The following is a 15,564-nucleotide window of genomic DNA, read 5'->3' on the forward strand; positions in this document are numbered from 1 at the left end:
CCAACCATATAGGACTCCATACCAACTGCCCCCCAGATCGCGAAAACAAGGGCATGAAAATAGACTAAGTGAGTCGGGGCGTCCGTTCGGTCTCCCCATAGAAAATAGGGTTACCGTAGTAACCGGAGGGATGCGCAAAAGCACAAATATTCATCGCGAGTATGCCAAGAACTGCAACACCTCGTAGAACATCCAACCTTTTATTTCGGCTACCGTCGGAAACCGGTGATGGAATAGCGGACATAGCGAACTCCTGGATCATATCCAGACCCGGGTGCCGCTGGGCCTTTTTCGAGAAAGAGATGAGGGATCACGTATAACGTGCTGACAAAACCAAGTCAATTACAGGCAATTACACACGAATTCACATTCTTGGGAACAAAAATGAGCAATGTGACTTTTGAGAATTAAGAAGCCCGCAGGAACGGCGGGCTAGAAGGGCGAAACATTTAGATAGAGCACCTACAGTCGCATTTCAATTCCCGCGTCCTGCATAAAGGCCTTGGCTTCACCCACGGTGTATTCACCGAAGTGGAAGATGCTCGCCGCGAGGACCGCGTCGGCCCCGCCCTTCAATACACCGTCGGCCAGGTGCTGCAGATTACCCACACCGCCGGAAGCAATCACCGGTACCGATACCGCATCGGAAATCGCGCGGGTCAGCGCCAGATCAAAGCCATTTTTGGTACCGTCTCTGTCCATGCTGGTCAGCAGGATTTCGCCGGCGCCGTAGCTATCCATTTTCTTCGCCCACTCCACCGCGTCGATACCGGTGGGCTTGCGTCCGCCGTGGGTAAAGATTTCCCATTTGGGCTCCTTGTCATTACCCACCTGCTTGGCATCAATCGCGACGACGATACACTGGCTGCCGAAGCGGTCGGCGGCTTCGCGCACGAAATCCGGATTGAATACGGCGGCGGAGTTGATCGCGGTTTTATCCGCACCGGCGTTCAACAGGTTGCGGATGTCCTGTAGCTCGCGCACGCCACCACCAACGGTCAGCGGGATAAACACTTCTGACGCCATTTTTTCTACGGTGTGCAGGGTGGTGTCGCGGCCTTCGTGGGTGGCGGTGATGTCGAGGAAGGTGACTTCGTCGGCACCGGCTTCGTTGTAGCGACGAGCGACTTCTACCGGGTCACCGGCATCGCGGATGTCGACAAAGTTAACGCCTTTGACGACGCGACCGGCGTCAACGTCGAGACAGGGAATAATGCGTTTGGCGAGGCCCATGGTCGGTTCCCGGTAAGTTATTTGGTCCAGTTGTCGCACAGTTCCTGTGCTTTGCGCAGGTCGAGCTTGTCTTCGTAGATGGCCCGCCCGGTAATGGCGCCGAAGATTTCGGTTTTGTCGTCGCCGGCTTTCAGCAGCTGTTCGATGTCTTCGATGCAGCTGACACCGCCGGAGGCGATGATGGGGATCTGTACGGCGCGGGCGAGATCCATGGTGGATTCGAGGTTCACTCCCTGCATCATGCCGTCGCGGGCGATATCGGTGTAGACGATGGCGCTGACACCACAGTCCTGGAACTGTTTGGCCAGTTCGGTGGCCTGCACGTCGGAAACTTCGGCCCAACCTTCGGTGGCGACGAGGCCGTCTTTGGCGTCGAGGCCGACGATGATGTGACCTTCAAACTCGCGGCAGGCTTCTTTCACCAGCTTGGGGTTCTTTACGGCGGCGGTGCCGATGATGGTCCAGCTGACGCCGGCCTCCAGATACCATTCGATGGTTTTGAGGTCGCGGATGCCGCCACCGATCTGGATAGGAAATTGCGGGAACTGGCGGGCGATGGCGTTGACGGCGTCGCCGTTCACGGGGTTGCCGGCGAAGGCACCATTGAGGTCGACGATATGCAGGCGTTTGGCACCCTGGCCGAGCCAGTGTTCGGCGGTGGCAACCGGGTCGTCGGAGAAGACGGTCGCGTCTTCCATTTCACCCTGGCGCAGGCGCACGCACTGGCCGTCTTTCAGATCAATGGCTGGGATTACGATCATTTGTATAACTTCCTGTAGCTCTAGGCCCCGGGGTGTTTTTATCCGGTTCTGTGGCGGTGAAGCATCGGACTTAGGGTTTCGGAACCGCTGTGAATACGTCCCTGTACGCTGCGTCGGCAACATCCCTGTTGCCGACGCTTCCGAAACCCTAAGTCCGACACTCCACCTTCTCGAATTAGATTCTTACTTCGTTAGCAGAAAAAATATTTTCTAATTTGAGCCGTTCCAGCCAACGAAATTTTTCAGCAACTGCATACCCGCATCCGCACTTTTTTCAGGGTGGAACTGGGTAGCGAAAATATTGTTCTTGGTAACCGCAGCCGCAAACGGCACACCGTAGTCGGTCTGGCCGGCAACGGCATCGTTGTTTTCGGCGGGCACATAGTAGCTGTGCACAAAGTAGAAGCGGCTACCGCTTTCGATGCCGTTCCACATGGGGTGATCGATGGTCGGCTTTACACGGTTCCAGCCCATATGTGGCACTTTTAACCTTGGGCCGCGGGCGCCATCCGCTCCTTTATCATGCAGGTCCGTGCCGAAGAATTTCACCGGTTGCGGGAAGATACTCAGGCAGTCAACGCCGCCGTTCTCTTCGCTCTGCGACATCATGATCTGCATACCCACGCAGATACCCAGAATGGGCATGCCGGATTCGATGCTCTGGTTCAGCAGGGGTACGAATCCGGGGCGAATGAAGCCTTCGATGCAGTCGCGGATGGCGCCGACGCCGGGGACGATCAGGCGGTCAGCGCCTTCGGCTTCTTCCGGTGTAGTGGCGAGGACGACCTGGTCATCGGGGGCGACCTTTTGCAGGGCGCTGGCCACGGAGTGGAGGTTGCCCATGCCGTAGTCGAGGACGACGATCTTTTGCATCTTGAGCAGTCTCCTGGCTTACAGCACGCCCTTGGTGGAGGGCATGGCGCCTTCCATGCGCGGGTCCGGGGTCAGGGCCATGCGCAGGGCGCGGCCGAAGGCCTTGAACACGGTCTCGATCTGGTGGTGGGCGTTGAAGCCGCGGATGCAGTCGATGTGCACGGTGACCAGCGCGTGGTTTACGAAACCCTGGAAGAACTCGTAGAACAGCTCGGTATCGAAGTTGCCGATGCGCTTCTGGGTAAAGGGCACGTTCATGGTCAGCCCCGGGCGGCCGGAGAAGTCGATGACGACGCGGCTCAGGGCCTCATCCAGTGGTACGTAGGCGTGGCCGTAGCGGGTCATGCCTTTCTTGTCGCCGACGGCCTGGTTTATGGCCTTGCCGATGGTGATGCCGATATCTTCCACGGTGTGGTGGTCGTCGATATGCACGTCGCCGTCACAGGTGATGTCCAGGTCGATCATGCCGTGACGGGCAATCTGGTCCATCATGTGCTCGAGGAATGGAACGCCGGTGTTGAATTTGCCGGTACCTTTGCCGTCGAGGTTAAGGCTGACCTGGATCTTGGTTTCCAGAGTGTCGCGGTTGACGCTGGCGGTGCGCATAGGGACTACATCCTTTATTGCGAGGTGGGGATGACCCGCTCGGCCGGCCCCAGAGGATAGATGGCGCGGATTATACGCCCAAATGAGGCGAAATTTGGGGGATAGTCTCAGATGTAACTTGATTCACCCCAAAGATCAAATATCATACGCGGCATGAACCTATGTCCCCGCCATAAGACCCCCGTCTGGGTCAGCCTATGCCTGCTGTTTGCGCTGATGCTCGCGCAACCGGTAGCGGCGGAGCATATTCACATCGAAGATCGCGCGCACCAGCTGTGCGACCTGTCCAATAATCACGCCCCCGCCCTCGGTGGTAGTGACCTCACTTTTGTTTCCGACGACCTCGCACCGCTTTACATTGAGCAGCAGGCCCCAGCAGCACGCGACTGCCAACCGGAACGCCAGTCCGCCCGCGGGCCGCCCGCAATCCTGTCTCTTAGCTGATCTCTCTGTCGCCATGCCGCCGTTACCGGGCCGCCGGGCGACCTAATAACGCTTATTTTCCGGGTGTCGGCCTCTTGGGTGGCCGCTGCCCGTGTTCGACAGGATAAAAAACAATGTACCGAGTAAACACTCTGGCGCTGGCCGTTGCCTGCGCGCTGTCTTCTGCTGCCTACGCTCAAAACGACACTGACAAGAACGAAAACCTGGAGCTGGTGAATGTCACCGTTTCCCCACTGGCCAAGCCTGCCGATGTAGTCGCCGCCCCGGTTTCCATCCTCACCGGCGAAGAACTGCGCCAGCAAGCTGCCGGCACCCTGGGTCAGACCCTGACTAACCAGCTGGGCGTGGCCAATGCTTCCTTCGGTAGCGGCGTTGGCCTGCCGGTGATTCGCGGCCAGAGCGCCAACCGCGTGCGCGTGCTGAGCGACAACCTGGACGTATCCGACGCATCCAACACCTCCTCAGACCACGCCGCCAGTATCGAGCCCTTACTGGCCGAGCGCATTGAAATCCTGCGCGGCCCGGCGGCCCTGCGTTACGGCAGCGGCGCCATCGGCGGCGTAGTAAACGTGCTCGACGGCCGTATCCCCAGCGAAGTACCGGAAGCAATGGAAGGCGCTGTTGAACTGCGTCACGACAGCGGCAACAGCCAAGACGCCGGTGTCTTCCGCCTGAACGGCGGTGCCGGTCAGCTGGCCTGGTACCTGGACGGCGTATATCGCGAGAACGGCAACACCCAGATCCCGGGCGAAGCCATCGTGCATCACGAAGAGCATGAAGAGCACGCCGACGAAATGGCTGGCGAAGCCCATGAAGCGCACGAGGAAGAATTCAACACCGACGGCTTCGTGGGTAACACCAACTCCCGCGCCAGCAGCTACAGCGGTGGCCTGTCCTGGATCACCGACACCGGTTTTGTCGGCTTCTCCGTAAACCAGCTGGACAACAACTACGGTATCCCGCTGGGCGCACACGCACACCATCATGAAGAAGAAGAGCACGCCGGCGAAACCGCCGAAGAGCACGCGGAGCACGAAGAAGAAGGCGCAGAAGCCGTGCGCATCGCCCTGCAGCAAACCCGCTACGACCTGAAGGGCGAGCACCGCTTCAACAGCGAATACTGGGAAAAACTGAGCGTGCGTCTGGGCTACAACGACTACGAGCACGTTGAGCTGGAAGAAGACGTCGAAGGCACCCGCTTCACCAATAAAGCGTGGGAAACCCGCGTGGAAATCACCCACGACAACGGCGGCCTGTGGCGTGGCGCTTACGGCCTGCAACTGAGCGACAAAGACTTTGCCGCGGTGGGTGACGAAGCGTTTATCCAGCCGAGCAACACCCAGAGCATCGGCGTGTTCACCATGAAGGAACGCACCTGGGGTAACTGGCACCTGGATCTGGGCGGCCGCTTGGAGCAGGTCACCATCGACCCGCAGGAAGGCGCGTCTCAGGACTTCAACCTACTGGGCCTGAGCGGCACCCTGCAGTACTTCCTGGCCGAGCACCAGCACCTGAGCTTCGGCCTGACCCACGCCGAGCGCGCGCCGGTGGCCGAAGAGCTGTTCGCCGATGGTGAGCACCTGGCGGAAGCACGCTATCTGGAAGGCGAAGAAGATCTTGATAAAGAGAACTCCTTCAACCTGGAACTGGGTTACCACCACCACAACGAAGGCGGTTCCGGCTGGCACGCGCTACAGGTTGAAGCCAACCTGTTCTACAACCGCGTAAACAATTACATCTACGCCGCCAACACCGGCGAGCTCTTCGAAGAAGGACATGAAGAAGGCGAAGTGCACCTCGAAGAGGAACACGAAGAAGAAGGCCTGGCGATCTACGGCTACACCAACCGCGATGCGGTCTTCTACGGTGCTGAAGCGTCCGTGCGCTACCCCTTCGCCGGCGGTCACTACGTAGAACTGTTCGGTGACAGCGTGCGCGCCAGCTTCACCAGCGACCTCGAACTGCACCACGAGGAAGAGGAAGGCCACGAGCACGAAGAGATCGTCGACAACAGCCGTGCGGTCCCGCGTATGCCGCCGCTGCGTGTTGGCCTGGCCTTCGGTGGCAACTACGACCAGTGGAACTGGCAGCTGCGCACCACCAAAGCGTCTGCACAGGAACGCGCCGGTGCCTTTGAAGAGGGAACCGAGGGCTACACCCGCATGGACCTGACCGCGCACTACAACCTGAACATCGGCGGCAACAATGCCGTTCTGTTCGCCAGCGCGCGCAACCTGCTGGACGAAGAAATTCGTCAGTCCACTTCTCTACTGCGTGACTTCGCTCCGGAAGTCGGACGCAGTGTTGAGGCGGGCGTACGCTTCCAGTTCTAAGCACCAGGCTGCGGCCTACGCCGCAACCGAGGCTCTATGAGAAACGCCCGACAGGGAAACCTGCCGGGCGTTTTTTATGGCCGTCCGATTGCCCAATCCGCACCAATTACAACGTTAAAAACGCGCAACACACTGCGGAATATTGTTTTTTTGCAGCACGTAAGTACCAATTAAAACCATTTTCAAACCCATCCTCGACAAGCCCATTTTTCCGCTTTAAATTGTTTGCTCAAACAAAAATCACGGACGAACAATCAGTGCAAAAAATTATTATCATTTTTACGGTGGTACTGATCATTCTTGCCCTACCTTGGCCCGGAGCTGCCATGTCGAACCTGAACCCACTCAAAGCCTGCACCTTTTCTGAAATGCAGATCTCACTTTTCTTTGATGGAAAGCCTGCAACCGGGGCGAAAATCACTCGTACAATCGAATGGCGTAAAGAGCATGTAGATGAATTCACCGCCGACGGGAATGGACAGGTCACACTTCCGGCAGAATTTGAAAATTACTACCTCAAGTTTTTCCCGATGGAGTTTGTCTCAGCACAGTTTCTGACCGTGCAATATGAAGGTAAGGAATACGAAATCTGGAACTACGCCAAGCGCAAAACCGAACTGAATAGCGAGATGGACGGTGAACCGCTGAAACTGTCCTGCGAACTTACCAGCGAGTCCATAACAACGAGAGCCTTCGGGTCCATTCTTGGCACCCGCTGCACTTTGCCACAAGAAAGCTAACAATTTATGTCGAAAAGGATTTCACATGGCTCAGCTAACCCCGGAACTCAGCGCAAACATTGCGAATGATATCTATCTGATTACAAACCAGAATACACGGAAATTATTTTTCGACCTGTACGCAGATCAGTTCGCATTCAAAGATGACGCCAATCTGCAGGGCAAGACTGGCGCATTCATCCTTCTAAAAAAAGAACAGTCGCTGGGTCTGGCGGCTACCGGCATCAAGCAGCGCAAGGGTGAAGCGCTGATTGCGTTAAAGGGGACCTCCAACGGATACGACGGGCTTACCGACCTGAACGCAGGCCTGAAACAATTCAATACCGGAGGATTCGTCCATCAGGGCTTCTATTACGCCTTTCAATCATTTTTGCCGGAGCTCGATCAGTTTCTCGCAAACCTGCCCCCTGACATCCACACAGTCCACTGTGTCGGCCACAGCCTGGGCGGCGCGCTTGCGACCCTGGCTGCCGACTACCTGAAAGCAAAAAGTGGCTGCGCGGTAAACCTGTACACTTTTGGCAGCCCACGTGTAGGCCTGAGTCTTTTTTCCGAGGGCGCACTGCGTCGCCTGGGAGAGAAAAATATCTTTCGGGTATACCACCGTACCGATCCGGTACCCATGGTGCCAACCTGGCCATTTATCCATGTACCCAATGGTGGACTTGGCGATCTATTGCTGAATTCCAGCGTGGCACTCAATCCCATTGAATATCACAAGATGGAAAACTACATTGGCTCCCTATCCGGCTCGGAGATAAAGCACAATTGGGAACTGGTACGCAAAAAGCGCCCACCCGCGCCCATTACCCGCAGTATTGAAAGCTGGCTGAAATCCGATGGGCCGCTGTCGCTCACCCTGAATACGGCATGGGTAGCCGCTGAAGCGGTTATGTGGGTATTGAAGAAAGTGGTGGAGCTAACCGGTATCGCACTGGTAGTGGGCGGTGGCACCGCCTTTACCCTACTCGACCAGATGGCGATCTTCCTGAAAAAAGCCTACGACTTTGGCAAGAAAGCCTCTTACTGGGTCACCCGCCTGCTGGTGCGCCTCGGCAAACTGATTGGCATCACGGTGAGTGAAAGCGTCAACATCACTGCCGCGCTGATTCGGGCGATTTTTATCCGCATGCACTCCGCGGTCTCCGAGCTGGTGATGCGCGCCGGGCGCAACGTCGAGCATTAACGAATGAGCGCCATGGGAGGCGCTCACGCTTTTTGTCCCCGCCGGTTTCATTTCTGACCGGCAACTGCTTCAATAGTCGCATCCATGGTGCCTGCTAATGTTGCCTTGCAGGCGCCGCTTTCCCGCCTTTCTCAGTATTAAGGATGCGCCCTGTATGGCCTGGATCAAACGCGGACTTATCACCCTCGTTGTTCTCTTTGCACTGTTTGCCGGTGCCGTCGCCTGGTTCCTCTCCGGTCTCGATGCCAACCAGTACAAACCCAAGATTGTGCAGCTAGCAGCCGATCAGGGGGTCTCCCTGACGCTGGACGGCGATATCGGCTGGCAGTTGTGGCCGAATATCGCACTCAAGCTGGAAGGAGTGAAAGTCGCGCCACTGGCCCTGCCCAGTGAATCCCTGCTGCAGGCGGACAAGGTCGCCGTTGGCGTGGGGCTGATGCCACTACTCAACAAGCGTATCGAAGCCCAGGAGATTGTATTACTGGCTCCGCAAGTCGCCCTTACCGTGGACCAGAACGGCAAGGGCAACTGGGAGCTGATTACCGACGCCATCGAGGCCAAAGCAGAGCAGGATGCCAAGCAGCAGCGTGAAACGCCGCCCACCTTAGAAGTTCCCCAGCAGGAAGCCGCCCCCAGCGCCGGACTGGAACTGGCCCTGCAGGAACTGCGCCTTGAAGACGGCCTACTGCGCTACACCGATAAACAGAGTGGCAGCGAATACTCGATCAGTGAATTGAATGTTACCGCCGATAATCTGGTGCCCGGGGGCAAGCCCGGCGATGTGCAAGTGCGCGCAAAACTTGCCGGCAGCGATTTCCCGGAGCCGGTGGACCTGAATATTCACAGCAGCCTCGCCATTGACGAAGGGCTGAACGGCCTGCGCCTGCAGCCAGCTACCATCAAGCTCACCAGCGGCGACGATGCGAGTGCGGAAGTGTACCTGCGCGGTAACGTGCGCCGAGCCAAAGCCGACGCACCCTGGCAGATCCAGTTGAACCTGAAAGTGAATGTAGAGCCTGTTTCCGGCTGGCTTGCTGCCGTGGGCAGTAGCTACAAGCCACAAAGCACCAGCGCTCTGCAGAAACTGAAAATCGACACCGACGTAACCGGTAGCGACCGCCAGATGAATATGCAGCCGCTGGAACTGGTGCTCGACGAACATACCTTTACCGGCAGCGCCAGTTATCAGGCCGCTCTTGATAACAGCAAAGGGGCAAACGGAGCCAAGGGCGTGCCCACTGTCTCACTAAGCCTCAAAGGCGGCGACCTGAATGTGGATGACTACCTGCCACCACCAGTTGCCACGCCGGAACAGGATGAGCTCAGCGCGGATATTGCCGCAGCCAAGCCGGTACCACTGCCACTGGAGGCCATGCGCGGCTTTAACGCCAAACTGGATCTGACACTCGACAAACTACACGCACTGGATTTCGATATCGACAAACCCGAGCTCGCCATCAATGTGCAAAACGGCCTCTACCAACTGAACAAACTGGCGGCCGGTGTATACGGCGGCACCCTGAACAGCACCGGCGTATTCAATGCCCGCGGCAAGTCCGCGCGCGGCGAACTGAGCGGCGGTCTGAGCGGCGTGGAGATTTCCAAGGTGCAGGAAGCCCTGTTCGCCAGCGATGAGCCCCAGGCCGCCGACCAGAACAAAGTCACCCTGTCCGGCAAAACCGACCTCACCTGGGTAGGCCAGACCTCCGGCGCAGACACCCAGGCCCTGCAAAAGAACCTGCGCGCCGCGGTTCAACTCAACTCGCAGGAACTGGCATTGGCCCCGTTCAACCTTGAAAAGGGCATGTGCCAGCTGGTGAGCTACGCAGAGAAAACGCCGATGCCAGAGCGCGAATGGCCCGCACAGACCCGCATGCAGGACCTGCGTGCCAGCGTGAATTTAAATGGTGATGTAGCCAAGGTAGATGGTATCAATGCAGGGATTGAGAACATCGCGCTGAGCGGTGATGGCACCATTAATCTGCAACAGCAGAATTTTGATTTTGCCCTGGGCCTGGCACTGGTTGGCGAGCGAACTTCCGGTAACGGCTGTTCCGTGCAGAATTCGCGCTGGCGCAACCGCCCACTGCCGCTGCGCTGCAAGGCGAAATTCTCTGAAGCCGGTGCCACCACCTGTAAACCGGACAGCCGCCGGCTGGATGACCTGATCCGTGAAGAACTGAAATACAAGGCGCAGAAGAAGTACGGCGACCAGCTGGAAGAGAAATCCGAAAAGCTGCGCGACAAGCTAAAAGATCGCTTCAAGGGGCTGTTTAATCGCGGCGATTAAACTACCAACTCCACAATAGAAATAAAAAACGGGGCCAGTGGCCCCGTTTTTTATTTGGTGTATTGCTAACTTTCTTTTTGAATAATATCCAGCGCCATCGCCGCCAGAGGCTCGACAAAGGCGCCGACTTTGGACGCCTCCTTGCTGGACGCATTGCCACCTTGCGCACGTTTGGCGACCCCCTGCACAATCGCGGCCAAACGGAAGAAACTAAACGCTAAGTAATAGGTCCAGTGCTCAATCTGCGCGATCCCCATACGATCACAGTATTGCGCCACATAGTCCTCTTCAGAGGGGATACCAAGCGCGGCGCGGTCGGCGCCCATCAACCCTGAAATATTACCCATACCACCCGGCATACGCAGCTGCATGCACTGGTAGGCGAGATCGGCAAACGGGTGGCCGAGTGTGGACAATTCCCAATCCAACACCGCAATGACCTTGGGTTCCTGTGGCGCAAACACCATATTGTCGAGGCGGAAATCACCATGCACCAGCGACACACGACCGTCGTCCGCTGGCTGCGCCTCGCCGAGCCAGCCAATTAGTTTCTCCATCGCGTCGATTTTATCGATCTCAGATGCACGATACTGGCTGCACCAGCGATCGTACTGCCGTGCGAAGTAGTTACCCGGCTTGCCGTAATCGCTAAGCCCCGCCGCATCCACATCCACACTGTGTAGGTCTGCCAGCACCCGCCCCATCTCGTTGTACATGGCCGTGCGTTCGGCCTTGGCCACTTCTGGCAACTTTGCATCCCAGAAAATACGCCCCTCCATGTGCGACATCACATAGAACATGGAGCCGATTACATCGCGGTCTTCGCACAGGTGGAAAACTTCTGGCACCGGTACGGCGGTGTTTGCCAGCGCCTTAATTACCCGATATTCACGGTCTACCGCGTGGGCGCTTTTCAACAGTTTGCCCGGGGGCTGGCGGCGCAGTACATAAGTCCGTTCCGGTGTTTCCAGTTTGAACGTCGGGTTCGACTGGCCACCGGAAAATTTGCTCGCGGTTACCGGCCCGCTGAAGCCATCAATATGTTCGGCGAGATACTCTGCCAACAGCGCTTCGTCCAGTTGATCAACGGCCTGTTTCAATTCACTCACAACATCCTCTCCCAATTACGCGCCCTGAATTACGCACCGTAGGCCGCAGCAATACCGCGCCCCAGTTGCATCATATGCACCTCGTCCGGACCATCCGCGAGGCGGATAATCCGTGCGTAGGAATAACCCCGTGCGAGGAAGAAATCCTGCCCCAGGCCGGCGGCACCGTGGATCTGAATCGCGCGGTCGAGCACATTGCAGGCCATTTGCGGTGCGACGATTTTAATCATCGCAATCAAATCCTTCGCCCCCTTGTTGCCGACCTTGTCCATACGCTCGGCGGCCTTCAGGGTCAGCAGGCGCGCCTGCTCGATCTCACACTGGCTCTTTGCCAGCACCTCGCGCACACCACCATGGCGCGCCATGGCGCGACCGAACACCTCGCGCTCGCTCGCCCGCTTGGCCATCGCTTCCAGCGCGCGCTGCGCAAGGCCAATCAGGCGCATACAGTGGTGAATACGGCCCGGGCCCAGGCGCCCCTGGGCAATTTCAAAACCGCGCCCTTCACCCAACAGCATGTTGGACGCCGGCACCCGCACATTGTTGAATTTAATTTCCGCGTGACCTTCTGGCGCATCGTCAAAGCCGAGCACCTGCATGGGACGTACCACTTCCACCCCGGGGGTATCCATGGGCACCAAAATCATGGATTGCTGGCGATAGCGATCCGGATTATCCGCGTCGCTTTTGCCCATTACGATCAGGATTTTGCAGTGCTTATTGGATGCACCGCTGATATAAAATTTGTGGCCATTGATTACGTAGTCGTCGCCGTCGCGTAGAATCGATGTTTCGATATTCGTAGCATCACTGGAGGCCACCTTCGGCTCGGTCATGGCAAATGCTGAACGAATTTCTCCGTTTAGCAGTGGCGTCAGCCACTGGGCTTTATGCTCTTCGCTACCGTAGCGTGCCAGCACTTCCATGTTGCCGGTATCCGGCGCACTGCAGTTAAACACTTCCGAGGCAATCAGCGAGCGCCCCATTAACTCGGCGAGTGGCGCATATTCCAGGTTGGTCAGGCCCGCACCGTATTCGGACTCCGGCAAAAACAGGTTCCAAAGCTCCGCGGCCTTGGCCTTCTTTTTCAATTCTTCCATCACCGGCGGCGTATCCCAGCGGTTTTGCTGGAGCTGCTCCTCATAGAGCGCTTCCGCCGGGTAGATGTGTTCCTCCATAAATTGCTGCACTCGTGCCTGCAGTCCTTTTACCTTGTCGGTGTAATCAAAATCCATAGTGCATCGCCTCGTTTTATGCGTAAGTTATGGCGTCCTGGCGCTCGGGGTGCTCCAGGTGCGGTGTGTGGTTGAAGGAGTGCAGGCTGACCGAATCGCGGCCGCGCTGTGCCTGAAAGAAAAAGCGGCTGAGGGAGGTGTTGCGAGTCTGCATATTGAGCTGCACCACGGTTTGCGAGGGTGCACTCAACACCAGCCGGGTGAGCATGGAGATGGTGCCACCGGAGCTGACTACCAAGGTGCGGCCATTGCCCTCGGCGATAATGTCCATGCCCCGCTGCACGCGCTGCTCAAACCCAGCCCAGGTTTCCTCAACCTGGATCTCGTCATCGATCCACGCGTGCATCGCGTCGCGCAACACACGGAAAAAAACACGGGTATCGGCGCCGTCCGGCGGGCGCCGCTCCGGGTGCTTTTGCAAGAACGCGCCCATCACCTGCTTGAACTGGAATTCGTTCAGCTCGGGAAAGCATTCCAGTGCCGGCGTTTGCTGGTCTTCACCTGACCCGCCCTGCATGCCCGCACAGATGGCCTCGGCGGTTTGCCGGTGGCGCAACAGATCGCCGCACAGGATGCGCTCGAAGCGGGTGCCCTGACGGCGAAAGTGTTCGCCCAGCCAGCGGGACTGCTGCTCCCCCAGGGCGGACAACTGGTCATAGTTGTCGCTGCCCAGGGACGCCTGCCCATGCCGTACGGTAAAAAATTCTGCCACCGCAACCTCCCGTCGCCCATCCATCAATGAATACCATTGACGCAATGTAGCGCAGGGCTTTTAATCATTAAAATCAATTGTTCTGATATACCGACATTCACAAAAATTATCAGAAGTGTATTTAAAACCAGTCACATATAGAAAGACATGCACCCCCACCGCATCGACCTCAACCTGTTCGTGGTGATCGACACCATTTATCGCGAGCGCAACCTGACCCGCGCCGCGGAGCAGCTGCACCTTACCCAGCCGGCAGTGAGCAACGCCCTTGCCCGCGCCCGAGAGGCTCTCAATGACGAGCTGTTCGTGCGCACCCCACAGGGCATGCGACCCACAGTATTTACCGAGGCCATCATCGCGCAGGTAAAAACGGGGCTGCAGCAATTGCACCAGAGCGCCACCGCCAATGTGACCTTCGACCCGGCCAGTGCGGAAAAAACCATTCGCCTGAGCATGAACGACCTCACCGAGACCATGCTGTTGCCGGCCTTAGTAGAACGGTTGCAGCAGGCGGCGCCGAATATGCAACTGGAGTCCTACAACGTACCGCGAGAGCAGCTGGAGCGGGAGCTTGCCAGCCACAGCTTGGATTTCGCCATCGACGTGCCCATGATGGGTAATACCCAGCTGCAGCAGCACCCCCTGGGCAAGGACCACTTCGTGTGCATGTTGCGTCGCGACCACCCCCAGGTAAGCAACAATCTGACGTTGGACGACTATCTGGCGCTGCAACATATCCACATCTCCAGTCGCCGCTCTGGCCCAGGACTGGTGGACCTGCAACTGAACAAGCTCGGCCGCCGCCGCAAGATCACCCTGCGCGCCCAGCACTACCGCATCGCACCGATGATTGTGGAATCCTCCAGTCTCGCCCTCAGCGCCCCCAGCAGCTTTGCCAGCCGCTACAACGTGGACTGCTTTGACCTGCCATTCCCGGTGCCCAAAATCGAATCCTGTTTACTCTGGCACAAGAACGCCGAGCAGGATCCGGCCCACCAGTGGCTGCGGGAGTTGATCGTGGACGCCCTGAACGCCTGACATGCCACACCGGGTATCGCCCTGCAAAGGCGATTACTCACCGCAGATGCGCGAGCGAGCCCAGCAATCCTTTTCCTTGAATAAATATTGTCATATATTGTGCCTATATATAAAGCTCGGGATACAGACCATGGCGAAGAAACTACTGATTGGCGCGGCAGGCGTAGCGCTCTTTTTTGGATTACTGGCCGCACTGCTGCCCACCATCCTGCACAAGGCCGGGTTGCACCCGAGTTATCAGGGCGAGATTGTGGAACTGCCGGGCAAACGCGCACTGGTGATCACTACCAGCCACGGCACCCTGAACGCGCCCGGCGAGACCGCCGGCAAAGCGACCGGTGTGTTCGCCTCGGAAATGACCGTGCCTTACTACACCTTCCTGGATGGCGGTATGCAGGTTGATATCGCCAGTGTTCAGGGTGGCGAGATCCCCGTGGACCCGGAATCCTTCTTCTACGCGGTGCGCACCGCGGAAGACGAGCGCTACCTGCAGGATGCGGTAGTGCAGGCCAAAGTAAAGAATTCCCTGCGTATCGACGAGGTCGACTTTACCCAGTACGACATCATCTTTATGGCCGGCGGCTGGGGTGCAGCCTACGACCTGGGTTATTCCGATGTCCTGGGACGCAAGGTCAGCGCGGCCTATTACGATAGCAGCGCGGTGATCGGTGGGGTTTGCCACGGTGTGCTGGGCCTGATCAAGGCCGAGGACAAGGACGGCAACCTGCTCATTGCCGGGCGCCGCATGACCGGAGTCAGCGACAAGCAGATCAAGGAGCTGGGTATCGAGGTCACCCCACAGCACCCGGAAACCGAGCTGCGCAAGGCCGGTGCCGAGTATGAAAAGCAAACCGCCTTCCGCGACATCTTTGCCACCCACGTTGTCGTGGATGATGAACGCCGCTTTGTCACCGGTCAGAACCAGAACTCCGGCTACGAAACCGCGCACCAGATGATGGCCATTGTCGCCGAGCCCTAAGCCCCACGTTCACGTCGCCAGCACT

At 57.7% G+C, this 15,564-nt stretch carries 13 protein-coding genes; 6 read left to right on the forward strand and 7 right to left on the reverse strand.

Annotation, left to right across the window (positions count from 1 at the left end):
• Nucleotides 1-462: 462 nt before the first annotated feature.
• The 4 genes from hisF to hisB form a co-directional block, all read right to left on the reverse strand.
• Nucleotides 463-1,233 (reverse strand): imidazole glycerol phosphate synthase subunit HisF, encoded by a 771-nt coding sequence (gene hisF, locus ACP15R_RS19330; protein WP_224868493.1) that lies wholly within the window; start codon nucleotides 1,231-1,233, stop codon nucleotides 463-465.
• 17 nt (nucleotides 1,234-1,250) lie between these two features.
• Complete coding sequence (gene hisA, locus ACP15R_RS19335; RefSeq protein WP_077407482.1) at nucleotides 1,251-1,994, reverse strand: 1-(5-phosphoribosyl)-5-[(5-phosphoribosylamino)methylideneamino]imidazole-4-carboxamide isomerase; 744 nt, start codon at nucleotides 1,992-1,994, stop codon at nucleotides 1,251-1,253.
• 210 nt (nucleotides 1,995-2,204) lie between these two features.
• Nucleotides 2,205-2,867 (reverse strand): imidazole glycerol phosphate synthase subunit HisH, encoded by a 663-nt coding sequence (gene hisH, locus ACP15R_RS19340; RefSeq protein WP_224868492.1) that lies wholly within the window; start codon nucleotides 2,865-2,867, stop codon nucleotides 2,205-2,207.
• Between the two features lie 18 nt (nucleotides 2,868-2,885).
• Nucleotides 2,886-3,473 (reverse strand): imidazoleglycerol-phosphate dehydratase HisB, encoded by a 588-nt coding sequence (gene hisB, locus ACP15R_RS19345; RefSeq protein ID WP_010133126.1) that lies wholly within the window; start codon nucleotides 3,471-3,473, stop codon nucleotides 2,886-2,888.
• Between the two features lie 557 nt (nucleotides 3,474-4,030).
• Here hisB and ACP15R_RS19350 point away from each other — a divergent pair.
• The 4 genes from ACP15R_RS19350 to ACP15R_RS19365 all read left to right on the forward strand — a co-directional run bounded on the left by ACP15R_RS19350 (nucleotide 4,031) and on the right by ACP15R_RS19365 (nucleotide 10,466).
• On the forward strand, nucleotides 4,031-6,250 hold the full coding sequence (locus ACP15R_RS19350; RefSeq protein WP_224868491.1) for a TonB-dependent receptor: 2,220 nt from the start codon (nucleotides 4,031-4,033) through the stop codon (nucleotides 6,248-6,250).
• Nucleotides 6,251-6,507: 257 nt separating this feature from the next.
• Nucleotides 6,508-6,990 carry a DUF4198 domain-containing protein gene (locus ACP15R_RS19355; RefSeq protein ID WP_224868490.1) on the forward strand — a complete coding sequence of 161 codons (483 nt, stop codon included), beginning with the start codon at nucleotides 6,508-6,510 and terminating at the stop codon, nucleotides 6,988-6,990.
• Nucleotides 6,991-7,015: 25 nt separating this feature from the next.
• Nucleotides 7,016-8,176 (forward strand): lipase family protein, encoded by a 1,161-nt coding sequence (locus tag ACP15R_RS19360; RefSeq protein ID WP_224868489.1) that lies wholly within the window; start codon nucleotides 7,016-7,018, stop codon nucleotides 8,174-8,176.
• A gap of 154 nt (nucleotides 8,177-8,330) precedes the next feature.
• On the forward strand, nucleotides 8,331-10,466 hold the full coding sequence (locus tag ACP15R_RS19365; RefSeq protein WP_424987877.1) for an AsmA family protein: 2,136 nt from the start codon (nucleotides 8,331-8,333) through the stop codon (nucleotides 10,464-10,466).
• 65 nt (nucleotides 10,467-10,531) lie between these two features.
• On the opposite strand, the gene ACP15R_RS19370 is transcribed toward ACP15R_RS19365, so the two are convergent.
• From ACP15R_RS19370 to ACP15R_RS19380, 3 genes are read right to left on the reverse strand one after another with little or no spacing between them, the layout of a single operon-like run.
• Nucleotides 10,532-11,575 carry a phosphotransferase gene (locus ACP15R_RS19370; protein ID WP_224868487.1) on the reverse strand — a complete coding sequence of 348 codons (1,044 nt, stop codon included), beginning with the start codon at nucleotides 11,573-11,575 and terminating at the stop codon, nucleotides 10,532-10,534.
• Nucleotides 11,576-11,604: 29 nt separating this feature from the next.
• Entirely contained in the window at nucleotides 11,605-12,810 is a 1,206-nt protein-coding gene (locus tag ACP15R_RS19375; protein WP_224868486.1) for an acyl-CoA dehydrogenase family protein, read from the reverse strand.
• A gap of 16 nt (nucleotides 12,811-12,826) precedes the next feature.
• Nucleotides 12,827-13,522, reverse strand: a complete 696-nt coding sequence (locus ACP15R_RS19380; RefSeq protein WP_224868485.1) for a histidine phosphatase family protein — start codon at nucleotides 13,520-13,522, stop codon at nucleotides 12,827-12,829.
• A 147-nt stretch (nucleotides 13,523-13,669) separates the two neighbouring features.
• Between ACP15R_RS19380 and ACP15R_RS19385 the strand changes: the two genes are divergently transcribed.
• Both ACP15R_RS19385 and ACP15R_RS19390 read left to right on the forward strand, forming a co-directional pair.
• On the forward strand, nucleotides 13,670-14,560 hold the full coding sequence (locus ACP15R_RS19385; RefSeq protein WP_224868484.1) for a LysR family transcriptional regulator: 891 nt from the start codon (nucleotides 13,670-13,672) through the stop codon (nucleotides 14,558-14,560).
• 130 nt (nucleotides 14,561-14,690) lie between these two features.
• Nucleotides 14,691-15,539 (forward strand): type 1 glutamine amidotransferase domain-containing protein, encoded by an 849-nt coding sequence (locus ACP15R_RS19390; protein ID WP_424987878.1) that lies wholly within the window; start codon nucleotides 14,691-14,693, stop codon nucleotides 15,537-15,539.
• Nucleotides 15,540-15,564 lie beyond the last annotated feature (25 nt).

The organism is Microbulbifer sp. S227A (genome assembly GCF_049800935.1).